This window comes from Microbulbifer mixtoriginis (SeqCode), from assembly GCF_052466865.1.
In genome coordinates this window covers 3,602,726-3,625,267 of record NZ_CP174293.1, presented here as the reverse complement: position 1 = coordinate 3,625,267, position 22,542 = coordinate 3,602,726, and the positions used below count along the sequence as shown (strand labels likewise).

19 protein-coding genes are annotated in these 22,542 nt (G+C 47.7%); 15 read left to right on the top strand and 4 right to left on the bottom strand.

Going from position 1 to position 22,542, the window contains the following annotated elements; genetic code table 11:
- Nucleotides 1–25: 25 nt before the first annotated feature.
- Nucleotides 26–2,791, bottom strand: a complete 2,766-nt coding sequence (locus ACJJJA_RS16295; RefSeq protein WP_444886796.1) for a response regulator — start codon at nt 2,789–2,791, stop codon at nt 26–28.
- 288 nt (nt 2,792–3,079) lie between these two features.
- On the opposite strand from ACJJJA_RS16295, the gene cysM reads away from it, so the two are divergent.
- The 12 genes from cysM (at nt 3,080) to ACJJJA_RS16235 (ending at nt 16,821) form a co-directional block, all read left to right on the top strand.
- Nucleotides 3,080–3,970: a cysteine synthase CysM gene (gene cysM / locus ACJJJA_RS16290; protein WP_444886795.1), complete on the top strand. Its 891-nt coding sequence runs from the start codon at nt 3,080–3,082 to the stop codon at nt 3,968–3,970.
- A 675-nt stretch (nt 3,971–4,645) separates the two neighbouring features.
- The gene (gene relA / locus ACJJJA_RS16285; protein ID WP_444902772.1) at nt 4,646–6,892 is read left to right on the top strand and encodes a GTP diphosphokinase; all 2,247 of its coding nucleotides are present in this window, start codon (nt 4,646–4,648) and stop codon (nt 6,890–6,892) included.
- 9 nt (nt 6,893–6,901) lie between these two features.
- Nucleotides 6,902–7,729: a nucleoside triphosphate pyrophosphohydrolase gene (mazG, locus tag ACJJJA_RS16280; RefSeq protein ID WP_444886793.1), complete on the top strand. Its 828-nt coding sequence runs from the start codon at nt 6,902–6,904 to the stop codon at nt 7,727–7,729.
- 143 nt (nt 7,730–7,872) lie between these two features.
- On the top strand, nt 7,873–8,526 hold the full coding sequence (gene adk, locus ACJJJA_RS16275; RefSeq protein ID WP_444902771.1) for an adenylate kinase: 654 nt from the start codon (nt 7,873–7,875) through the stop codon (nt 8,524–8,526).
- Between the two features lie 167 nt (nt 8,527–8,693).
- Entirely contained in the window at nt 8,694–9,692 is a 999-nt protein-coding gene (gene hemH / locus ACJJJA_RS16270; protein WP_444902770.1) for a ferrochelatase, read from the top strand.
- Nucleotides 9,693–9,954: 262 nt separating this feature from the next.
- Nucleotides 9,955–10,761 carry a hypothetical protein gene (locus ACJJJA_RS16265; protein ID WP_252082525.1) on the top strand — a complete coding sequence of 269 codons (807 nt, stop codon included), beginning with the start codon at nt 9,955–9,957 and terminating at the stop codon, nt 10,759–10,761.
- Nucleotides 10,762–10,926: 165 nt separating this feature from the next.
- Nucleotides 10,927–11,625 (top strand): tRNA (adenosine(37)-N6)-threonylcarbamoyltransferase complex dimerization subunit type 1 TsaB, encoded by a 699-nt coding sequence (gene tsaB / locus ACJJJA_RS16260; protein WP_444884233.1) that lies wholly within the window; start codon nt 10,927–10,929, stop codon nt 11,623–11,625.
- Nucleotides 11,626–11,631: 6 nt separating this feature from the next.
- Complete coding sequence (locus ACJJJA_RS16255) at nt 11,632–12,429, top strand: undecaprenyl-diphosphate phosphatase (protein ID WP_444902769.1); 798 nt, start codon at nt 11,632–11,634, stop codon at nt 12,427–12,429.
- Nucleotides 12,430–12,434: 5 nt separating this feature from the next.
- On the top strand, nt 12,435–13,316 hold the full coding sequence (locus ACJJJA_RS16250; protein WP_444902768.1) for an NAD(P)-dependent oxidoreductase: 882 nt from the start codon (nt 12,435–12,437) through the stop codon (nt 13,314–13,316).
- 84 nt (nt 13,317–13,400) lie between these two features.
- Nucleotides 13,401–14,537, top strand: a complete 1,137-nt coding sequence (locus ACJJJA_RS16245) for a tRNA-queuosine alpha-mannosyltransferase domain-containing protein (RefSeq protein ID WP_444902767.1) — start codon at nt 13,401–13,403, stop codon at nt 14,535–14,537.
- A gap of 141 nt (nt 14,538–14,678) precedes the next feature.
- The gene (locus tag ACJJJA_RS16240; protein ID WP_444902766.1) at nt 14,679–15,437 is read left to right on the top strand and encodes a thiaminase II/PqqC family protein; all 759 of its coding nucleotides are present in this window, start codon (nt 14,679–14,681) and stop codon (nt 15,435–15,437) included.
- 424 nt (nt 15,438–15,861) lie between these two features.
- A complete protein-coding gene (locus ACJJJA_RS16235; RefSeq protein WP_444902765.1) occupies nt 15,862–16,821 on the top strand; it encodes a DUF2279 domain-containing protein in 960 nt (319 codons plus the stop codon).
- Nucleotides 16,822–16,912: 91 nt separating this feature from the next.
- Here the strand turns inward: ACJJJA_RS16235 and ACJJJA_RS16230 are convergent, their stop codons facing one another.
- The 3 genes from ACJJJA_RS16230 to ACJJJA_RS16220 are packed head-to-tail and all read right to left on the bottom strand — an operon-like array spanning nt 16,913 to nt 19,287.
- On the bottom strand, nt 16,913–17,848 hold the full coding sequence (locus tag ACJJJA_RS16230; protein ID WP_444902764.1) for a TauD/TfdA family dioxygenase: 936 nt from the start codon (nt 17,846–17,848) through the stop codon (nt 16,913–16,915).
- The gene (locus ACJJJA_RS16225) at nt 17,841–18,611 is read right to left on the bottom strand and encodes a class I SAM-dependent DNA methyltransferase (RefSeq protein ID WP_444902763.1); all 771 of its coding nucleotides are present in this window, start codon (nt 18,609–18,611) and stop codon (nt 17,841–17,843) included. Before ACJJJA_RS16225 ends, ACJJJA_RS16230 begins: the two co-directional genes overlap by 8 nt.
- Complete coding sequence (locus ACJJJA_RS16220; protein ID WP_444902762.1) at nt 18,589–19,287, bottom strand: iron-containing redox enzyme family protein; 699 nt, start codon at nt 19,285–19,287, stop codon at nt 18,589–18,591. The genes ACJJJA_RS16225 and ACJJJA_RS16220 overlap by 23 nt, the downstream gene beginning before the upstream one ends.
- A gap of 985 nt (nt 19,288–20,272) precedes the next feature.
- On the opposite strand from ACJJJA_RS16220, the gene ACJJJA_RS16215 reads away from it, so the two are divergent.
- The 3 genes from ACJJJA_RS16215 (at nt 20,273) to ACJJJA_RS16205 (ending at nt 22,516) form a co-directional block, all read left to right on the top strand.
- Nucleotides 20,273–20,518, top strand: coding sequence for a hypothetical protein (locus ACJJJA_RS16215; protein ID WP_444902761.1), 246 nt, complete (start codon nt 20,273–20,275; stop codon nt 20,516–20,518).
- Between the two features lie 235 nt (nt 20,519–20,753).
- On the top strand, nt 20,754–22,103 hold the full coding sequence (pcaB, locus tag ACJJJA_RS16210; protein ID WP_444902760.1) for a 3-carboxy-cis,cis-muconate cycloisomerase: 1,350 nt from the start codon (nt 20,754–20,756) through the stop codon (nt 22,101–22,103).
- Nucleotides 22,100–22,516: a nuclear transport factor 2 family protein gene (locus tag ACJJJA_RS16205; RefSeq protein ID WP_444902759.1), complete on the top strand. Its 417-nt coding sequence runs from the start codon at nt 22,100–22,102 to the stop codon at nt 22,514–22,516. Before pcaB ends, ACJJJA_RS16205 begins: the two co-directional genes overlap by 4 nt.
- The last annotated feature ends 26 nt before the right edge of the window (nt 22,517–22,542 follow it).

The window sequence follows — 22,542 nt, the reverse complement described above, 5'->3', positions numbered from 1 at the left end:
CTTCCCGGCCTTAATTCACTGCGAGTCAGGCAACCTCCAACCCAAACAGTGTGTCGAGGTCCTGCTCGGAGGCCCATTCTCGCAGGGCGCGAATTTCCCTGAGTGCCCTATCCAATTTGCGGCGATCGAGCTGGGGATTTTCCTGATTTTGCTGGATGCGTAACTCCTCCTGTAACACGCAAGTGGCCTCTCGTAGGCGTGATACGCCACAATAACAGCAGCCGCCGTGCATGCGGTGGGTCAACTCAAACATACCTTTTATGTCACCTAGACCCTGTAGTCGCTCCAGCTCCCGTTCATCTGTTATCAACCCATCCACGAGCATTTGCAGCATATCCCTGGCCAGTTTTGCATCGCCATTTGCCAGGTTTAGGCTCTCGCCGATATCCACCAGGCGCATCTGGTTTGGGCTCAATTTTTCTACCACTTGTGGAGTGATAATTTTTAGCCAGCGTTTGATCATATGGGACAACTGGGCTTCGCTCACTGGTTTGCTCAGGTAGTCGTCTAGCCCTGCGGACAGTAGCCTCGCCTTCTCCTCGGCTCCCACATGGGCAGTGAGTGCAATAATGGGCGTGCGGCGGCCGGTCTCTCGTTCGCGGATGCAGCGGGTGACTTCAATACCGTCCATACCGGGCATCTGGATATCCATAAAGACCAGGTCGAAAGTGCTTTGCTGCCAATGTAGTAAGGCTTCCTCACCACTGGCGGCGATCACCACCTCTACACCCTGGGCGCGCAGTAACTCGCCGACCAGGCGCCGGTTAGCGGCGTGGTCATCCACGGCCAGGACACGCGGTGGCGCGGGCCAGGGGAGGGCGGGTACGGCACCATTACTGGGGCGAGGCTGGCTCTGTTGGGGGACAGCTCTTTTCAGTGCGCGAAGCAGGTTCTCGCGGGTTACCGGCTTGCCAAGGAAAGTTAAGGTGCGGGTGCGCAGCTGCTCATAGCAGCGGCGCAGCTCTGCTGGGGCACCGAGTACGATTACCCGGCATTGATAGGCATCGACCAGGGACTGTACCTTCATGCTGAAGCTGTCGAAGTCTCCCTTGGCGATGGCGGTATCGATAATCACCGCATCTGGCAGCGCATCGTGCCGCCACATTTGTTCAATTGCTGGCTGCAGAGTATCGGTATCGGCAAGTTCAATGGGTTCAACCTGCCACTGTTTAAGCAGTTGAGCAACCTGGGAGCGGGTCAATTCGTTGGGGTCGGCAATCAGTATGCGGCAGTCTGGGAAAAGCACCCGTGGCGGGATGCCGCGGTTGCGTTCCGGTACCAGGGTCAGTTCCACCCAGCAGGTGCTGGCACCATTTGCAGCTACTTCCATACCCGTGCAACCGCGCATGCGCTCGACGAGGCTGCGAGCGATAGAGATTCCGAGCCCGTTGGCGCTGATCTGCTGCGAATGTTGTGGTGTTTTGGCGTTGAGAATTTGTTCCAGCTCGCGGCGACCGGGCTCATCAATGCGATTTCCCAGGTCGGTAACACTGATTCGCAATACCAGTTCAGAGTCCTTATTGCTCTGTACAGTGAGGCGTACCGGGATATTACCATTCTCGGAACTACGCACGGCGTTACCGAGCAAGTTGGTAAATATTTGCTTTGTACGTAGAGGATCGCCCACCAGGGTGACAGGCAATTGTGGGTCAATCAGTGGCACCAGTTCCAGGTGATGCTCATAGGCATAAGGGGCAAGGATTTGGAGGGTCTCCTCAAGCAGCTGCCCCAGGTCCATAGGGATATGGTCGAGCACCAAATTGCCGGACTCGATTCGAGAAAAATCCAGAATATCGTTAATTGTGGTGAGCAGGTTTTCTGAGGAGCGCAGAATGGTTTGCAGGTAGTCCTGTTGTAGCTCATCGATCTCGGTTTTAAGCAATAAATTAGTAAACCCGATAATGCCGTTTAATGGTGTGCGGATTTCATGGCTGGTATTGGCAAGGAAGGTCGATTTGATACGGCTCGCCTCCTGGGCCCTTTTGCGTGCCAGGTCCAACTCGATATTTTGCTCTTCCATACTGTCGAGAGACTGACGTAGATCGTCCATGCTCTGCAGCATGTTGGATTTATAGTCCCGCTGGTAATTGGCAAGACTTTCACCCATCTCGTTAATCTGATCGGCCAGTTGTGCGAGTTCGCGGTTCTCTATCTCGTGAATGCGGCGGTCAAACTCACCGCGCCCCATGGCTTGTAGCACCTGTCCCATACGTACCAGGCTGTGAGCAAAACGCTCAGATAAAATCACCGACCAAGCTAGGGCGGCCAAGGTGCAAATAATTAAGCCCACCAAGCCCACGAGTAATACTTGGTAGGTGCCCACAAGAAAATAGGGCCGGTGTAGTTCGATACTAATCCAGCAGGTGGTGATGTCCCCCTTTAATGGCTGTAATACCTGTAGGGTTTCATCATCTTCAAAAATAAAAGCTTCGCGTTGATTGAGTTGGTGGTTTGTAAGCGGGGTGCGTGGTCGTGGGCCCACACTGGCCAGAAGTCCCAGCCCAGTGGATCTATCCAGTGAGATTTTTTTACTTTCCTCAGTGGAATAAATATGCACCGAGCGCACCATGTCCTTTTCCAGCATTAGTGCCAACAGGCTCTTGCGTAACCATTCCATACGCAGATCAAAAGGGTGGCCGCCACTCATTTCAATTAACTCGGCCAGTTGCTCGGCACTTGCCCGTCCGTGGCTGAGTAAGAGCTGACGGCGATCGTGCATTTGTTGCAGTGTGAACACCAGGGCCAGAGTCATGGCCAAAATCAGCGCTGGCGCAACCGTGAAGCGAAACATAGTTGAACGCAACGAGCGGAGCTCTGAAGGAGCCGGCATGGAAGGGTCGGTATTATTTGGGGCCATGAGAAATCAAGGGTCTTGTGCGATTATTTTTTCCCCATTTTACCCCTATGCGAGAGGAGGCGCACTCCTATACGGGCTGCTCTGGGTAAATGTTTTCTGCTTGGCGGTTTTTGAATATTTGTAATAACTCGACTAGATAGTCCACCAAAATAGTCGGTATTTAGCCCGGGAGGGAGCATCGGGTACACTGTGCGGCCGCAATATGTCTGGACTCAAGGTACTATGGATTACCCAACGATTGCTGACTGCGTAGGTAATACGCCACTGATCAAGCTGCAACGCCTCCCCGGTGATACCAGCAATACGATTTTGCTCAAGCTGGAAGGTAATAATCCGGCCGGTTCGGTAAAAGATCGCCCGGCTCTATCAATGATCAACCACGCCGAGGCAAGAGGGCAGATTAAACCAGGGGATACCTTGATAGAAGCTACCAGCGGCAATACGGGTATCGCACTGGCAATGGCAGCTGCCATTAAAGGTTATCGTATGATCCTGATTATGCCGGACAGTGCTACCGCAGAACGTAAGGCCTCTATGACAGCATACGGTGCCGAGCTGATTTTGGTCAGCGCGGAGGAGGGAATGGAAGGTGCTCGGGATCTGGCTCTTCAAATGCAGACCGAAGGTCGTGGCCTTGTGCTCAATCAGTTTGCCAATACGGATAACCCTCTGGCCCATTACGAGGGTACCGGACCCGAAATTTGGCAGCAGACCGCTGGGGAAATTACTCATTTTGTCTCTTCTATGGGGACCACAGGTACCATAATGGGCTGCGGCCGCTTTCTGAAAGAGCAGAAGCCGGAAGTTCAGATTGTGGGTCTGCAGCCAACCGATGGTTCCAGTATTCCCGGAATTCGCCGATGGCCACAGGCTTACCTACCAAAAATTTTTGTCCCGGAGGAAGTGGATCTCGTTATCGATATGGATCAGCGGGAAGCGGAGGAAATGACACGTAGGCTGGCGCGTGAAGAGGGCATCTTCTGTGGTGTTTCTTCCGGCGGAGCGGTTGCCGGAGCACTGCGCCTTTCCAGTCAAGTGGAGAATGCGATAATTGTGGCAATCATCTGTGACCGCGGTGATCGCTATTTATCCTCGGGATTGTTCAATCAGTAAGGCTGGGAAAAAAGGCACAGTCGGGTGTGCAGATTTTTTGTTGCCCCCGACTTTAGTGTGATTTTTTATATGCCTGCCAATCTATCTGCGTATATTTGATATTTTCTCTCTCCGACTTTTATTTTTAGTTTTTTTTGACGCTCTGATTTTAAGCGTGTTCTCAGTTTAAGATTGTCAGTGCGTAGATTGTTTTATTAAAACAAAGACCATTAATTAGCTGTGGGCGGCAGGTGAGGGCTTAAAGCTCTCTTTATGTGGCTAATGAATAGGCTTCCACTAAAAAGGCTGTAATAGAGGCTGGTTTTCTCGGTTTTTCAGTGTCACCGCTGAGATGTTGAAAATGAGAGGGCCTCTCTGTAAAAGCCTTTCAGCCCGACAAGCATTCCTTTGATCGCATTCTCCTCGGTAAGAATTCTCGCTGCTCAATGTGATTGACCAATTGGTATTGTCGTTTGCAGTTTCCAGTATCAAGCCATATCCACTGGGGTGAGTTATCGCTAAATTTCACGCAGCTTGTTGAAAACATAAAGAAAATCGTGGACTTTAGTCTGACCAAACCTATGATAGAAGCGTCCCTAATTTGGGAAGTTATTCTTTTTGCTTGGTTTTGCCATCATGCAAGCCACTGAGCAATGCTAGTAAGCTTACAAATTCCTGTTTCGGCCCGGTTAAAACATGGTTCAAGTCAGAAAACATCATTCCTTTGGAGGTGAGAGAGAGCACGACCTGGAAGCTTGGTTGCGCCATGTGCAAAAACTGGCTGGGCTGGATGGGGCTGCCATAGTGACCTTGCGCCGTGCAGCAGAAGTAAGTGCTGAAGCTGAACAACAGGCTATTGCCGCGGAAAATATTTGGGCAGAGGGTGCCAGCAGTTTTGCCACCGGCCTTGAAATGGCGGAAATCCTGGCGGACTTGCAAATTGATTCTGAAGCACTGGTGGCTGCAGTGATCTACCGAGCAGTACGAGAGAAGCGCCTCGCGCTTAAAAGCGTTGAAGAGGAGTTTGGGTCGGTTGTAGCCAAGCTTATTCGCGGGGTATTGCGCATGGCGGCGATTCGCAGTCGCAGTGCCGATACTGGTGAGGAAAGCAAAAGCGGTGCGGTAGAGGAGCACTCGGAAAATATCCGCCGTATGTTGGTGGCGCTCGTTGATGATGTTCGCGTTGCGCTGATCAAACTTGCCGAGCGGACCTGTGCAATTCGTGCGGCCAAGAATGCTGAGCCCACTAAGCGCCAGCGAGTCGCTCGCGAGGTGGCCGATGTCTATGCACCACTGGCGCATCGCCTTGGCATAGGGCATATCAAGTGGGAGTTGGAGGACTTGTCCTTCCGTTACCTTGAGCCTGAAGACTACAAACAGATAGCGCGCCTTTTAGATGAAAAGCGGATGGCGCGACAAGAATATATCGATGAGGTGCTGGAGCTTCTTCGCTCAGAACTGGCGCGGGCGGATATAGAGGGTGATGTCTATGGCCGCGCAAAGCATATCTACAGTATTTGGCGCAAGATGCGCCGCAAGAATATCGGCTTTTCTCAGGTTTATGATATTCGTGCTGTACGCATACTGGTGCCTACCGTGCGGGATTGTTACGCGGTGCTGGGGATTGTACATAACCTCTGGCGCAATATTCCCAACGAGTTTGATGACTATATTGCCTCTCCGAAGGAGAATGGCTACCGCTCCCTGCACACTGCGGTGATCGGCCCCGAACGCAAGGTGCTGGAAGTGCAAATCCGTACTTTTGCCATGCACGAGGAGGCTGAATATGGGGTCTGTGCTCACTGGCGGTATAAGGGCACCGACCTGAAAACAGAGAGCCAAGATAGCTATGAGCAAAAGATCTCTTGGCTGCGGCAAGTGCTCGACTGGCATGAAGAGGTGGGTGGTAATCCCTTACAAGAAGATCTTCAGACCGGGGAAGGGGACTCCCGTATCTATGTTTTTACTCCCGATGGCCATGTAGTCGATTTGCCTCGCGGAGCCACACCGCTGGATTTCGCCTATAAAATCCACACCGAGATTGGTCATCGCTGTCGCGGCGCTAAGGTGGATGGCCGCATAGTGCCATTAAACCACGAACTGGAAACTGCCAATCAGGTGGAGATTCTCACTGGTAAACGTGAAGCCCCCAGTCGCGATTGGCTTTCGTCCGGTATGGGCTATATAACAACCTCGCGGGCGCGGGCCAAGATTATCCACTGGTTTAAGCAGCAGGCCCGAGATCAAAATATTGCCGATGGTCGCAGTATTTTAGATGGTGAGTTCAAACAGCTTGCTCTGAGTGATTTTAATTTTGAACAGCTTGCTGCCAAGCTGAATATGCACTCGTTGGATGATCTCTATGCGGCAGTGGGAGCTGGGGATATCGGTGTGGGGCAGGTGCTGAACACCGCCCAGCGTATGGTAAAGGTCGACAATGCGCAGCGTGTGCCTTCACTTACTGCCCCGGTGGCCACGGGGACGGGCAAAGCCGATGTTTATATCGAAGGGGTTGGTAATTTACTGACGCATATTGCGGGTTGTTGTAACCCTGTTCCCGGTGATGAAATTATGGGTTACATCACTCTTGGTCGCGGGGTATCGATACATCGTAAAGACTGCACGAATATGCTGCGTATGCAGGCAGAGGAGTCTGAGCGAGTATTAGAAGTTAATTGGGCGGCAAAACCGAGGGAACTCTATGCGGTGGAAATCGTTATCGAAGCCTATGATCGCCTGGGGCTGTTGCGCGATGTCACCGCTATGCTCGATAGTCAGAAAATCAATATTACGGCGATGCAGACACACAGTAATAAGCATAAGCATACTGTAGAGATGGTACTTACCGCCGAGATTCATAATTTTGAAGAGTTGAGTTACGTGTTGCACCGCATTAATCGCCTGCCCAATGTCGCATCGGCGAAGCGGCGTATGCTGCGTTGAGGGGGACCCATGCAAGACCATTACTCGGTGGAGGACTTGCTTCACCTAATGTCCCAGTTGCGCAACCCAAACGGTGGTTGCCCCTGGGATCTGAAACAGACATTTTCCAGTATTGTTCCTTCAACGATTGAAGAGGCCTATGAAGTGGCCGAGGCAATTGAGCTTGAAGATTTCGAACATCTACATGAAGAGCTTGGGGACTTATTGTTCCAGGTGATCTTCTATTCCCAGCTCGGCCGTGAGCAGGGGCATTTCGACTTTTCCCGTATTGTGGACACCCTGGTACGCAAGCTGGTGCGACGCCATCCTCATGTATTCCCCAGCGGAGAGCTCTATGGCGAGAATGGCTCCTCTGCAATGGATGAAGCGCAAGTAAAGCAAAACTGGGAAGCCATTAAAGCTGAAGAGCGTAACGCAAAGGGTGAGAGCGGAGTCCTGGCTGGTGTTACCGCGGGCTTACCCGCTTTGACGCGTGCGGCCAAATTGCAAAAGCGTGCCTCACAGGTGGGTTTTGATTGGCCAGATATCACAGGTGTGCTGGACAAAATAGAGGAAGAGGTAGCCGAATTGCGCGAGGCTATTGCAACCGGTGATCGTGAGCATGCTGGGGAGGAGCTCGGCGACCTGTTGTTCTCCTGTGTAAACGCGGCCAGGCATTTGAAAGTTGATCCTGAGTCTGCACTGCGACAGTGTAATCGTAAGTTCGAGCGTCGTTTTGGCGCTGTTGAGGCAGCCCTCAGGACAGATGGACGTGGGCCAGAAGATGCCAGCCTGCAAGAGCTTGATCGACTCTGGGAACGCGCGAAAGACATAGAAAGACAGGATTCAGACAGATAAGTAGCCGTATTGGCCGCAGTTTATTCTGCGGTAATGGCGGTACCACAGTCATAATCTTGCCCAATTTGGGGGGGACGTGTAAGGTAGCGCTCTTTTGGCGCGGCGGCTCTTAGTGCGTCGATAGTTTTGGAGGCTTACTGAACATGCGAATTATTCTCTTGGGGGCACCGGGGGCCGGTAAAGGCACTCAGGCACAATTCATAACAGAGAAGTTCGGCATTCCGCAGATCTCCACCGGCGATATGCTTCGCGCAGCGGTGAAAGCGGGCACACCTCTCGGCTTGCAGGCAAAAGACATCATGGAGGCCGGCAAACTGGTTTCCGACGACCTGATTATTGCCCTGGTGAAAGAGCGCATCGCAGAGGCAGATTGTGCAAATGGATTCCTTTTCGATGGTTTCCCTCGCACTATTCCCCAAGCGCAAGCATTACTTGATGCCGATGTGCATATCGATCATGTGCTGGAAATTGCCGTGGACGATGAAGAAATCGTCAAGCGCTTGTCTGGGCGTCGCGTGCACGAGGGGTCAGGCCGCGTCTATCACGTTGTGTACAACCCGCCCAAGAGCGAAGGTGTGGATAATGTGACTGGTGAGGCATTGGTGCAGCGTAGCGATGATACGGAAGAGACTGTGCGCAAGCGTTTGGCGGTTTATCACGAGCAGACAGCGCCGCTGGTTGGCTTCTACCGAGAGTTGGAAGTGCGCTCCCCTGAAGCAGCTCCGAAATACAGTAAAGTGATGGGAGTTGGCAGCATGGATGAGATCCGCGATAAGGTCATCGAAGCATTGAGCTGATCGCACTGAACATTGTTAAAAAAAGCCCCCGTTTGGGGGCTTTTTTGTATCTTCTCCGATGGTTTCCTTTTTAGTTTCGCAAGCGCCTACCTTGTAGTTGACTGACCAATCATTAAGATGGCCGGCAGGTTATTCCTGGCAAAATTGTATTTCAGACGGGTCTTTGTATGTCCACAGCGATAGTTTTGATGAATCTGGGTACCCCTGCGCAGCCCACGCCGTCCGCCGTAAGAGATTTCTTGCGAGACTTTCTCTCCGACCCCAGGGTAGTGGAAATACCCCGACCACTGTGGCTTACAATACTAAACGGTTTGATATTACCTTTTCGCCCCAAGAGAATTGCTCCGGCTTATGCGGAAATCTGGAATTGCAGCGCGGACGATGCGCAAGTTGAAGGTTCACCACTTCTCTACTATACCCGCCATCAAGCACAGCTACTGCAAAAGCATTTAAAGGATAAAGGGCGGGATATCGCGGTAGAGTATGCCATGACTTATGGTGAACCGCGCCTCGATAAAGTTATTGAAAGCTTGCGATCAAAAGGCTATGAGTCCTTTGTTGTTTTCCCTTTATATCCGCAGTATTCGGCTACCACTACTGCTGCAATATATGATCAAGTGGCGCAAATTTTCCGAAAGAGTCGTGATATTCCGGATATTTCCCTGGTTCGTGATTATTACCACAACCCTCTATATATTAAATCTCTCGCCAACTCTGTCAGGGAACACTGGCAGAAACACGGTCAGGCTGAAAAATTAATGCTTTCTTTTCACGGCATCCCCAAAGCAAATGTTGATAAAGGGGACCCCTATTTACGCCATTGTCAGGAAACCGCGAGGCTGCTTGCGGAAGAATTACAAATTTCCCCGGAGCATTGGCAAGTTACTTTTCAGTCACGCTTTGGTAAGGCTGAGTGGTTGCAACCTTATACCGATAAAACTCTGATTGAATGGGGCAAAGGCGGTATCAAGAGTGTTGATGTGATTTGCCCAGCATTTTCGGCCGATTGTTTAGAGACATTGGAAGAAATTTCGGTAGAGAATCGCGCTAATTTTATCGAAGCGGGTGGAAGTGAATACCATTATATTCCCGCGCTAAATTTACGTGAGGATCATATCGAAGCTCTTACTGCGGTTGTTGAAGATAAGTTGCCAGGCCCAAAATAATTTTTACTTTTAGGTGTTTTGCCTCTTCAAAAGGCAATTTGTTAAGGAAAAGAGACTTATTTGCTGAAAAATTTCTCATTTTTCGCTTTTTTACTTGCAATGCCGTGTATTTTTATTAACTTTGATAAAGTTGTATTGAAATAGGCAGCGCACCGCTCTGTATAAGCAATAAAATAACCCCCGGGTTTTATTCGATAGCTAACAGGCCGCGTTGCCAGCACACTTTTGGAAGTACTTCTTCTTTTTAATGAGGAGACAAGGGATGGCAAGAGTAGTAAAAAAGAGTACACGTGCTAAAAAGGCAACTACATCGACCAAAGCGTCGCCGGTAGTCGTAAAAGCACAGAAAGCCGTGGATGCAGCAAGTAAGTCGCTGGATGCACAAATGGATCGTGTGGCAAAAGCAAAAGCGCGGGCACAAAAAAGTAGTACGGCAGCGGCCAAGGCTTCCTTGACCAGCGCCAATGGTAAAGCAAAAGATTTACGCGCCAAGCTGGCGATGGCAAAAATGGAGCTTGCCAAGGCCAAGACCATGGATGCCGTGCGTCATGCAGAAGAAGCGGCTAAGGAGAAGGTGGCCACCCTTTCTGAAAGCCTTTCTGCCAAGGCAGATAAAGACCTGGCGGCGGCATTGAAGGCGTTCGAAGCGCGCTGGATGAAGTCTCGTGTTAAGGCTCATGCCAAGAAGATCAAAGCCGCCGAGAAAAAAGCTGAGGCTAAGATAAAAGCTGCAGCAAAGAAGGCTGCGACAAAAGCCAAGGAGCTAGAGAAGAAAGCAGCTGCGAAGCTAAAAGCTGATGCTCAAAAAGCTAAAAAGGCGGCGACTAAAAAGACTACTGCGGCCAAGAAAGTAGGCCGCCCCAAAAAGGCTGCTTCTGAAACTAAAGCCACCAAGCGTGTAGGGCGCCCCAAGAAGGCCACCTCCGCAGCAAAGCCAGCGAAAAGAGTAGGGCGTCCGAAGAAGTCTGCTAGCAAAGCGGAGGCGGCCAAGAAAACGCCAACTCGTCGAGGGCGCCCACCTAAGGCCGGTACCGCTCGCCGTGGTCGACCACCCAAGAGTGCGGCTTAATTAAACCTCCTCTAGTTCACAGCATGCCTTAGTGGCATGGCTAACTCTTCATCAACCCCGGTTAATACCGGGGTTTTCTCTTTCCTCAATATCGCTAATCTACATGACTAGACCTTGTGACCGTGCCACAATTCACTCCCTTCGATAACCCGGTTTGAAATAGTTGTGAAGATTCTTGCCCTGGATACCACGTCTGGTGCCTGCTCAGTGGCACTTTATAGTAATGGCCAGATTACCGAACGCTTTGTGCAAGCAGAGCGAGACCATACACGGCGCCTGCTACCAATGGTGGATGAGGTATTGGCTGAGGCCCAGTTGAGCCTTCCCGACCTGGATGCCCTTGCTGTAAGCAGGGGGCCCGGCTCATTTACGGGTCTGCGTATCGCTATCAGTTGTGTACAGGGGCTGGCCTTTTCCGCCGATAAGCCAGTAGTGCCGGTTTCCAGCCTTGCCGCTTTGGCCTTGGGGGCCAGAAGGGCGCACCCGCAGTGGGGAGGAGATCCTATTGTCGCTATGCTCGACGCTCGTATGCAGCAGGTGTACTGGGGTATTTACGGCACCGAGATGCCTAATGACAGTTTGATACCTGAGGCAGTACAGAATCCAGAGCAGGTTCTACTGTCATTGAGTGAGGCCAAGCTGACAAACACATATTACGGTGCCGGTCCCGGTTGGCACTATGAGGCATTAGGCAAGGCTCGAGCGGCAGAGCTGGATCTGAATGCCTTAATCCATGCACGGGATATTGCTGAGCTAGCGGTTCCTCTCTATCGAGCTGGTGCAATGGTATCTGCTGAAGCTTTGGAGCCCGTTTATCTTCGCAATGAAGTTACCTGGCAAAAACGTCAAAAAATTCGATCCTGATAATTCATGGAAATATTTCAGATTGTTGTACTGGCCCTGATCCAGGGCTTGACTGAATTTCTCCCTATTTCAAGCTCGGCACACCTGATCTTGCCTGCAGAAGTTTTAGGGTGGCAGGATCAAGGGCTTGCTTTCGATGTGGCTGTACATTTTGGCTCACTGATCGCGGTAGTCACCTATTTTCGAAAAGATATTTGGCTACTCCTGCGCGATGGTTTAGGGGGGCTTAAATCGAGGCAATTTAGCGATGAAGGACGTTTGGCTTGGCTGATTGTGCTGGCTACGATTCCTGTCGGTTTGGTAGGATTAATTTTTAAAGGCTATATAGAAACGCATTTACGTTCAGCAGCAGTTATAGCGGCCACCACCATGGGTTTTGGTCTGTTGCTTTGGTGGGCTGATGTGCGTGGAGCCAGGGTGCAAACCCTAACGCAACTTAACTGGAAAAAAGCACTAGTTATTGGTGGTGCGCAAGTATTGGCGCTTATTCCAGGTACTTCCCGCTCGGGTATTACCATGACCGCAGGGCTGATGCTCGGCATGAAGCGCGAAGCTGCTGCGCGCTTCTCTTTCTTGTTATCCATACCGGCGATAGCCCTGCCGGCCATGTTACTGACCTATGATTTACTCGCCCTAGAGTCGGTACCCTGGGGGGATATTTTATTGGGTACTTTGCTTTCTTTTATTAGTGCCTATCTATGTATTCATTTTTTCCTGCAATTTATTAGTCGCATCGGCATGGCGCCATTTGCGATTTACCGCCTGATTTTAGGGGCGGCTCTTATTTGGATGATATGGGGGTAATCAATATGGCAACGGTAGCGTTTATTGGCTTGGGAGTAATGGGTTATCCAATGGCGGGTTACCTGGCAAAAGCGGGTCACTCAGTGCGGGTATATAACCGCACCGCCAGCCGTGCAGAAAAATGGCTGGGCGAATATCAGGGGGAGGGCTTCGAAACACCTGCTGAGGCCGCAAAAGGTGCAGGGGTGGTGTTTGCCTGTGTGGGTAATGATAACGATTTGCGTCAGGTAGTTGCTGGAGAGCAGGGCGCCTTCGCCTCTATGGAAAAGGGTACCCTGTTCGTCGATCATACTACTGCCTCGGCAGATGTCGCGCGTGAACTGGCAGCAATTGGCAAAGAGAAAGGTATCGGCTTTCTCGATGCTCCAGTATCTGGTGGCCAGGCCGGTGCGGAAAATGGGGTTCTCACTGTAATGGTTGGTGGTGAAGAGACAGATTTTGAACGTGTTAAGCCGCTGATAGACACTTTCGCCCGTGCTGTTACCTTATTGGGCCCGGTGGGCAGTGGCCAGCTTTGTAAAATGGTCAACCAAATCTGCATTGCCGGTGTGGTGCAGGGGCTGGCAGAGGGGCTGCATTTTGCTAAAGCGGCAGGGCTGGATGCCGAACAGGTCGTGGATGTAATTTCCAAGGGCGCGGCACAAAGCTGGCAGATGGAAAACCGCTCAAAAACAATGCTGGCCGGTGAATATGATCACGGCTTTGCCGTGGACTGGATGCGGAAGGATTTGGCCATCGTTTTACAGGAAGCCCAGCATAATGGCGCCCTGTTACCGGTGACGGCACTGGTGGATCAATTTTATAGTGAGGTGCAGGCGATCGGCGGTTCTCGCTGGGATACCTCTAGTTTGTTTGCTCGCCTGATGAATGTGCGCTCTTTCGACTGACTTTACCTCCTCTCAAGCCTATAACAGGGCTGGATACTTCTGTTTCCAGCTCTGTATTTCCGTTCCTTGTTGTTTTAGATTCCCATGAAAGTTTTATTGCTCTCGGCCTATGATGCCGACAGTCACAAGCGTTGGCGTAAAGGCCTAGTCGCCGCCTTCCCCGGGTGGCAGTGGACAGTCTTGACACTGCCCCCGCGCTATTTCAGCTGGCGTATACGTGGCAACAGCCTTTCTTGGGCCAGGGGGGAGACGGCACAAATACTAAAGCAACAGTGGGACCTAATTGTTGCCACGTCTATGACCGATCTCAGTGCGTTGCGCGGCTTAGTGCCCGAGATAGTGGGGGTGCCTACGGTGGTCTACTTTCACGAGAATCAGTTTGCCTATCCAGTAAGTTCAGGTGCGTTCCAGTCTATAGAGCCACAGCTACTCAATATCTATACCGCGCTAGCCGGTGACCTGTTGCTGTTTAATTCGGAATATAACCGCCGCACCCTGATTGAGGGTGCAGCCAAGCTTTTAAAGCGCTTCCCGGACTGTGTACCTGTGGGAATTTGTGAAGAAATTACAAGTAAGTCAAAGGTGCTGCCAGTACCACTAGAGGATACACTCTTTACTCAAGAGTACACACAAGTTGATTTTTGCTGGGGTCACCGCTGGGGACAGGGTTATCAGGGCGAAGTAAGCGAGGATACGCTAATCATCAGTTGGGCCGCCCGCTGGGAATATGACAAAGGTGCAGACCGCCTGCTGCAAATTCTTCGGGGCCTAAAAGAGAAAAAGGTAAAATTCTTACTTAACCTGATGGGGCAATCTTTTCGTAATAGCCCAAAAGAGTTTGAGCAGATACAGCGGGAGTTTAGTGAGAATCTGCTGGTGGTGGGGTATGTGGAGAGTGAATCTCTATACCGACAAACCTTGCATAACAGCCATATATTTCTCTCTACCGCATACCACGAATTTCAGGGGTTAGCGGTAATGGAGGCCGCCGTAGCAGGTTGTACGCCATTAGTGCCGGATGAACAGTGCTACCCGGAGTTTTATCCTGAGTGGTTCCGTTATTCTGAGGTTGAGGATGCGATTTGCAAGCTAAAAAATTTGGCCGTGATTGCCAATTTTGGTACAAACAGGCAGGTCGATTTAACAAGGTTATCTTGGGGGAGGATTAAGAACGAGTATTATCATTTGCTTTCTGAAGAAAGACTTTACATAGATAAATGAGAAATCAATCTTCAATATATGGTTGTAGATATTTGAGATAGAGATTATAGCTTTCAAATAGCGTGATTATCTCGGTGTAATCTGCACTAATTACTGATTGAGGTGCTATGCTTATCGCTTTAGGTGTTGGGGCGCTATAAGGTGATTTCAGGTTTTTTTACCAGGTTAGGATTTTTTTTTATATTCGCAGTAATAGTTGTGGAGAATTCTGTTGCGGAAACTGTTGAGGAGAAACGAAGTAGGGCTGAGGAATTAATTCAGCGGCTTGAAAATAAATATCTTAGTAATGAAGTTCCTGTCATTCTCCAAAAGCTAGAGAAGAATGAGTTGTCAATGTCAGCTATAAGCGCTTTTGCCCTGGAGCAACGCCTGATTATTCAATCTGACCTTCGCAATAACGCACTCTCCTTACATCGATTTGGTGGTTCTTCAAGTAAGGTGACTAACAAATTCTTTTATCGCTTAGTAGTTAATGAGATGTCTGCCAGTGAGCAATTGCCGATTCTAATTCAGGCACTTAATATCTCGGAAAGTCAAATTACTAAGTATCGTCCGCTAGCTGGGGCGCAGGCGTATCCAGCTTATACAGCATGGCTGGCAAATTATGCACAACCTGCAGAGATTGCAGCAGCTCTTCTAATCAACTTCCAAAGTTTTGGTAAAAATGTTGGCCGTATGGCAAAAGCACTTAAACAATATAGGGGGTTGTCTGACAGTCAGCTGGAGTTCTTAATCAATTTTAGCGCTTTACCTTCTGGTTTTAGAGAGCAGGCTATAGCTATAGTGGCAAAAGGCTTGGCCTCAGGAGTAAGTGAGTCGGATATTGAAACTCGCGTAAGGCTTATTCAAGCCTATGAGGCTGATTTTTGGGGTGCACTTTCAAGTGTTGATAGACAGTAAATTTTTATGATGTAATGCTGTTTGACGTTGATCTTTACTAATCTTTAATTTAAAGCGCCAATACTTGGCGGTTAGTCGATTATTCATATGAAATAAATCACTTTGTCTTTATAGATGCTTTATTCTCTTGGGGCGGTGTTTATATGCTGATGCATTGTCTGAAGTGAGTTGTTCCAATAATAATATCAGTTGATTCAATATGCCCCGTCCTACCTTTTTGGCGCAATAATCTCTTTTAGGTCTGTTTCTGGACCTTGTCCATATTTATTTCTATGCTTAATGATTGGTATATGTAGAGATAATAAGGATGGCTGAACTATCGAGTTTGGCTTACTGCTAAGATAGCTTGCTTTGTCATACAACACTTACCCTTGAGTGCGAAATAAGTTGAAGTCGGATTTTCCTATTAAAGGAATAAATGGAAATGATGAATCGTGTAATAGCTCAGAGAATTTCTTTGGTCATGCTTTTTGTTATGTGGAGCTTTGAGGGGTTAGCTAAAGAGGTGACCAGCCCTGTAGACCTTTATTCAGTGTCTTTAGAAGAATCACAAAGATTTGGTTGTGTACAGCGGTATCCGGTGGGTGATTCTAGATGGCATGGCTTTAAACTGCCTAAATTCAAGCAGCATCTTTCTACCATTCCATTTGAGGCTGCAGGGGTAGCTGTTTCCACTTTAGCGATTGGTTTAGTGGATTGGGACTGGGGATCTAGTAGTTTTGGTACAACTAGTGAGGGTTTCTTTGAGGATGATACTGCCAATGGTGGTATGGATAAGCTCGGTCATGTCTATGGGAGCTATCTTCTCAGTGAATTCTTTACAGATGCCATTCACTGCAAGGCTGATAATACTGTGGGGGCGGAGGCTAGTGCAGTTACTCTAGCTTGGTTGAGTATGTTATTTGTGGAGTTGGGCGATGGTTACTCTAAGGAGCATGGCTTTGCCTGGGAGGACGTTGTTGCCAATACTGTAGGGGTAGGAATCTCTTACCTAAGACGGAATATCCCCGGGCTTAGGGAAAAGCTGGATTTTCGTCTAGAATATCTTCCATCGGGTAATCGCTCTGGCTTTAAGCCACACTCAGATTACTCGGGGCAAAAATATCTACTGGCCTTAAAGTTAAGTGGCTTTGGCTTATCACGGAGAAATCCTCTTAATTATCTGGAGTTACATGGGGGTTACTTTGCTCGGGGTTTCACTTTGAAAGAAAAAGAACGAGACGACCCCTTGCGTAGAGAGCTCTATGTTGGGGTTGGAGTGAATATAGGGGAGCTGCTTTTTGGCAGGCCTGGAGTTAGAGAGAGTACTGGAGGCCGATTTGGGCGAAAGTTTTTTGAATATATTCAGCTTCCTCATACTTATGTTGCTAGTGAGAATGATTAAATCGGATCCGACTTTATAATTACTTACCCAGTAGACTAATGCACCTAATTGCCAGGCCCCCGGAGAAGATTCTCCTGGAGCCTGTAAGCACTTAATCTATCCACACCCTTGTATATATTCGTTTTTGCTCGGGGGTGTCTATAAATTCATCGCGATCGTGCAAGACTCTAGTATTGTCAATAAAAATCATATCGCCAGAATTCATATAAAAGCTAACAACATTTTCTTTGTTATTTAGTTCTCCATCAAGAAGATCCAGTGCTTGAAGTACCTCTGCGGTTAAGGGGTTATTGACTCGTTGATGGCCTTTCTCTATCCAGTAGCGCATATAGCGGATAGAAATTTTGCCATTGGCATAGCTGAAAATCGGGAAATGATTGTTCAGAATATTCTGGATATCTTTATCGCTCCCTGGTGTGACAAGATCTCGAATGTAATTCTTGTAGAGCAGCTCTAGCTTTTTTGGTGCCTGTTTCTTGAGATTTTGATGTACCTGGGCTGCAGAAACTACTTTAGATTTACCACCTTGAATCGCGGGGGTAATACAGCAGAGCCCTAAAATATTTGGTTGTATGGCTCGTTGTGAGCTATCTGTATGTACACCAGTTGCTGCGTTAGTTTGTGAAACAGGAATGGCTTCGTCTTTATAGCTTTTGCCCGTATCTAAAATACCGTAGAGTCTACCGTAGGTATCAATAGTCTGCCCCATTGCCAGGCTGATTTTGAGAAATAGAAGATTTAGTGTTGCTTGATCAAAGCCTTTTACTCCTCGAATCCAGGTAACACCATTGCCTTCATGGATTTCACTTTTGATTTTTTGGGCGAGCTGATCAAACTGAGGAGTGGCAACAGAATCTGCTTGCAAAGCCCGAATAGGGTTGTCCTGCTCTTTAGACCATTCTTGCAGAGCTTTGATTTCATTTGGCCAGTCATTAGGCCAATTAAATTTCCAGTTGGGTTTAGCTTCCAACTCTGCGGCTGTCCATGCCTGTGCACGGATAGTCTCGTCAGGTGCTATATCAATCATTTACCGTCACCTTAAATAACACATGCAGTGGATAGCCTTTTAGTGGACCAAAAAATTCAGGGTCAAATGCCAGATGTTCATCCGTTACAGCTAATTCTTTGACTTCGGGTAGGCTGTTAAAGCCGGCTTTAGCAAGGGCTTCGAAGTAGTGTGCAAAGGTTTTATGTACACAGCGAACAGAGACCGGGACACCATCTCTACGCCAAATTTTCCCCTCAAAGGTCTTATTTATACCGTCGAGATAAGATTTTTCACCATGTTCAAAGTAAAACGGTGGGCTTTCTTCCCTCATAAAGGGGAGGCAGGGATGGGGTACGGTAAAGACAAAAGTACCACCTGCTACCAGCAAAGAGCGTACTTTACTCATTACCTGAGTCATTTCTTCGATAGTCAGGTAATTGAAAAGGAATACGGCAATGGCCTTGTCGAATCTGGTTTGTGGAAATTGATTAAATGAAACTGCATTGCCCATGGTATAAGCTGCATTAGATAGCTTGAGTTCCTTAGCCATCGATTGTGCTTGAGCTATCATTTCAGCAGAAGAGTCAACTCCAAAAATTGACTTGACACCAGCCTCTATCAGCATGCGTGATACATAGCCCTCTCCACAGCCAAAGTCTAGGATATCTTGGTCTTTGATTTTGCCCAGAGCCTCTAAAACACGAGGTCTTGCCGTGAAGTCGCTTAACAGTATTTTTTCTGATCTAAGCCAATTCGTGGCTTGTGCATTATAAATTGATTCAGTTGATATAGGTTGGTTCATCCTGAGCCACTCCTGATACTTGTGTGGTTGTCGAGTTATAATTGTTGTCGATGATTTTTGTATTGTTGTATGCTCGTGCAAGCATGCCATCCCAAAAAGCAGCTCTTAAATTCAGAGCCTTAGTTGCACCCTGGCGAAGACGCCTCTTTCCTTCCTCTGTCTCGGCAAAAGTTAATGCGATCTGGTTGAGACTTTCAGCATGATCATCGTCGATTAGAGTGTGAACGGAAAAGAAGCAGTAGTCCTTGGGCTGAATTTCAGGTAAATGCTTCAACCCCTTTTCAATATATGGATAAATTGTACTCACTACATGCTCTGTTCCTATCCCTAAAGCTCCTATTGATTCCTCGGTAGAGCCATAAAGTAATACCATTGAAAGCATGTCGTACCAGATGATTGCATCATCCGAAAGAGGTGTTTCTTGTTTACCCTGTGTGACCTTTTCTTTAAAGCGGTTAAAAAGATCAGCATGGGGGATATTTTTTATCCACCTTGGATCTATTCCATGGTGATTTAGTATTCGGAGTTCATCCTCCTCATAATTACCAGATTCTTCGTTCAGGTTTTCCAAGAGTATATTTCGGTGCTCCGGAATGGTCAGCTTGGAGATGGCTGCACTTAATAAGTTAATAAATCGGGATGTGTATAGGCTGTATTGTTGTGCAAAATCAGCCACAACATAAGGAAAGTTTGGCAGGGATGCCTCGCTAAACCGTATTAAATAGGTATGATTTACAGCCCTATGGTTAAGTACTTCCTCGGATAGATCTTCCAGCCAAACTCGGCTTGTGTTGCTCGTTTTAATGTTAAAATTCCTTTTCTAGATGTTGACGGTATAGCTTGTTTGCTTTTCAGGTTGTCAATGCACATCCTGTGCCCACTAGCTTTAAGTTTATTGTTTTTTGATAGAATTTCAGTATACGAAGTTGGATTTTTATTGGCAATTGTTAAATTGTAATTGATTTCCCATGGGCGCTTCTTATTTTATGGTTTTTTGTTAGCTGTGATTCTTGGTGGTTAGATCTCTATACCTATTTTGGAGTATTTGCTTTTTTTAAGAGAGAGTTGATGCAGGTTTAGTGTTTGTTTTGTTTTCTTTTGAATAGTGAATGATTTTTTTGTGCTCAAAAATATTTCAAGAGCATGCTTTTTGTTTTGTGCTTTATAGTTTTTGATTGATGCAGTTGTAGGCTTTCTGGTTGTTAATGACTTCATTTTTGATATTTTTATATTTTTTGATTCCCTGTCTTGAGATGCGGGTTATTGATCTAAATCAATGATTTCAATATCTTATTGGGTTAAAGGGGGTTGCTCTTGTGTTGGTCGATGTGTGAGAAGGGTATAGTTGTCGCACTTGTAAGTCTCACTGGTAATATTTTTGTGTGATCTAGGTGCTTTAACGTTGTTGTCTTTAGGGTTTCCAAACAAGGATTTAGTGGCGGCTTGCCCTAGGTGGTTATAGAGTACATAGCTTATTTTTTCAGTCAGTAACATTAAAGATTATTTAAGAATTTGTGGGTGTTTGTAGTCAGGTTCTTGAGGAGATGTTCTTATAGAACCAATTACACTAATAGGAATGGTTCGACATAACTATAGTAGTTTCCATGAATTTTCATATTTTATATGCCAAAATTATAGTTCCTTGAGCGGTAATTGGACCAATGATGAAATTGGAAGAAGATGTAGTTGATGCAATTGAAAGTGGCCAAATGATTCAAGCTATGAAGCTTCTGCGTGAATACAAGAATATTAATCTTAAAGAAGCAAGAATAATTGTTAACACCTATGTACGTGAAAAAAACATACAGTCATCACCTACAGAATTACCTGGTCGGGCGGGATTAATTGGGCTTCTGCTCCTGTTGGCTATTACCGGATACTTAGCATTTGGCCTAGGTGCTGGTTAGCGCCGAATATCTCAACTTTGCTTCAATTTGATTACATAGTTTCTTAATTTGACCCGGTTAAGTTTACCAGCTATGGATCATACCAATGTCTCTGAAAGTTGGGACTATTGTCTACTCTTTAAAGAAAATGTGGCATATGCACACTGATGCTTGTATTTGTCTCATTTTATGCTCTTCTTGATTATTACACTTTGCTTTAAAGCGCTGCTGTTACCTGTTATTTGGGAGGTTAACAATGGCTGCAACTCTTATAGACTCGCAGGTCTTTTCTGGTCTCTTTAGCACTTCTGCCATGAGTGAGATCTTTTCTGACCGGCAAAGAGTTCAGTACTACTTGGATGTAGAGGCTGCCTTGGCCAGGGTACAGGCGAGACTTGAAATCATTCCCAAAGAGGCAGCAGATGAGATTTGCCAACATTGTCGTGCTGAAGAAATTGACCTTGAGCAGTTGAGATCCCAGACAGAGTTAATTGGCTATCCGGTATTTGGAGTTGTACAGCAGTTAGTTGAGCGTTGTAAGGGGGGGGGAGGGCAGTGGTGCCACTGGGGCACAACAACTCAGGACATTACCGACACCGCTACTGTATTGCAGATTCGTGCAGCATTAAAGCTTGTGGAGGCGGAAGTAGATGAAATCGCCGGTGCGCTGGCCGCTCTAGCCGAGGATTACCGGGATACGCCAATGATTGCGAGAAGTAACCTTCAACAAGCTGTACCAATTACCTTTGGCTATAAAGCAGCTGTGTGGTTAGCGGGTTTTCATCGGCACCAGCAACGGCTTGCAGAAATTAAGAAACGAGTCCTAGTCGGGGAATTTGGTGGTGCTGCGGGAAACCTAGCCTCCTTGGGAGATCAAGGCCTAGCGGTGCAGGCTGGACTTATGACGGAGCTTAATCTCGCTATACCTGTTATCGCCTGGCATACCATGCGTGATCGGATAGCTGAAGTCGCCTGTCTATTGGGGCTAATCACCGGCACTCTGAGTAAGATAGCCCTAGATATCAAACTGATGGCACAGACAGAAGTCGGGGAGGTCACGGAGCCCTTCACTGCGGAGCGCGGTGCTTCTAGCACTATGCCGCAAAAGCACAACCCAGTTTCCTCAGTATATATGAGTGGAATAGTGCCCATTGTGCGACAACAGGTGGCGGCGTTACTCAATGCTATGGAGGAAGATCACGAGCGTGCGACGGGAACCTGGGAGATTGAGTGGGTGGTTCTTCCTGAAATCTTTTGTTTATCCGCTGCGGCATTGGCACAGGCGAAGTTCGCGTTGCGGGGTCTCAATGTACACCCAGATAATATGATGCGAAATTTACAGATGACTGGAGGTTTGGTTTCTTCTGAAGCGGTGATGATGGGGCTAGGCCCAAAGATTGGCCGTGAGAAAGCTCACGATCTTGTTTACAAAATTTGCTGTCAAGCAATGGAAACTGATCGACCATTTGCGGATCTATTAAAGGAGAATAATGAGGTTTCTAAGGCCTTAACCGATAATGAAGTGGATAAGCTGCTTGATCCCAATAATTACCTTGGGCTTTGTGGTGAGATGGTGGATCGAACTTTGGCTAGGCAAGATAAATGATGAAGAAATCTGTAGATATTAAAGAGACCGAGCAGCTCTGTTACCAATATCTATCTGCCTTGGAGCGGGGGGACTTGGATACACTTCTTTCATTGTTTTCAGAAAATGCTTTGGTCTATTCGCCAATTTTTGGGAAATGCTCAGTAGAGAGTTTTTATTCCTATATTTTTCAGTCAATTAGTGATCGTGCTATGAAACTGAATAATATACTTTCGGGTGTGTTAAAGACTAACCAAGTTGCATTACATCTTAGCTATACCCGGTCAGTAGAAGGAAGAGGTCCGGCCACAATTGATGTGGTAGACCTCTTCGATTTAACGGAAGATTTCAGTACTTTTATGGCTGTAACAATTATTTATGATACCGCACCAATTCATGGGGACTTTATATCTTGCAAAAATGCTCCGCAATAAATCACTTCTATTTTTTAATGGATACT

Bases quoted from the DNA above. Each gene is read 5' to 3' on its own strand.
- ACJJJA_RS16295 (WP_444886796.1), bottom strand. From the start codon at position 2,791: ATGTTTCGCTTCACGGTTGCGCCAGCGCTGATTTTGGCCATGACTCTG.
- cysM (WP_444886795.1), top strand. From the start codon at position 3,080: ATGGATTACCCAACGATTGCTGACTGCGTAGGTAATACGCCACTGATC.
- relA (WP_444902772.1), top strand. From the start codon at position 4,646: ATGGTTCAAGTCAGAAAACATCATTCCTTTGGAGGTGAGAGAGAGCAC.
- mazG (WP_444886793.1), top strand. From the start codon at position 6,902: ATGCAAGACCATTACTCGGTGGAGGACTTGCTTCACCTAATGTCCCAG.
- adk (WP_444902771.1), top strand. From the start codon at position 7,873: ATGCGAATTATTCTCTTGGGGGCACCGGGGGCCGGTAAAGGCACTCAG.
- hemH (WP_444902770.1), top strand. From the start codon at position 8,694: ATGTCCACAGCGATAGTTTTGATGAATCTGGGTACCCCTGCGCAGCCC.
- ACJJJA_RS16265 (WP_252082525.1), top strand. From the start codon at position 9,955: ATGGCAAGAGTAGTAAAAAAGAGTACACGTGCTAAAAAGGCAACTACA.
- ACJJJA_RS16255 (WP_444902769.1), top strand. From the start codon at position 11,632: ATGGAAATATTTCAGATTGTTGTACTGGCCCTGATCCAGGGCTTGACT.
- ACJJJA_RS16250 (WP_444902768.1), top strand. From the start codon at position 12,435: ATGGCAACGGTAGCGTTTATTGGCTTGGGAGTAATGGGTTATCCAATG.
- ACJJJA_RS16245 (WP_444902767.1), top strand. From the start codon at position 13,401: ATGAAAGTTTTATTGCTCTCGGCCTATGATGCCGACAGTCACAAGCGT.
- ACJJJA_RS16235 (WP_444902765.1), top strand. From the start codon at position 15,862: ATGATGAATCGTGTAATAGCTCAGAGAATTTCTTTGGTCATGCTTTTT.
- ACJJJA_RS16230 (WP_444902764.1), bottom strand. From the start codon at position 17,848: ATGATTGATATAGCACCTGACGAGACTATCCGTGCACAGGCATGGACA.
- ACJJJA_RS16225 (WP_444902763.1), bottom strand. From the start codon at position 18,611: ATGAACCAACCTATATCAACTGAATCAATTTATAATGCACAAGCCACG.
- ACJJJA_RS16215 (WP_444902761.1), top strand. From the start codon at position 20,273: ATGATGAAATTGGAAGAAGATGTAGTTGATGCAATTGAAAGTGGCCAA.
- pcaB (WP_444902760.1), top strand. From the start codon at position 20,754: ATGGCTGCAACTCTTATAGACTCGCAGGTCTTTTCTGGTCTCTTTAGC.
- ACJJJA_RS16205 (WP_444902759.1), top strand. From the start codon at position 22,100: ATGATGAAGAAATCTGTAGATATTAAAGAGACCGAGCAGCTCTGTTAC.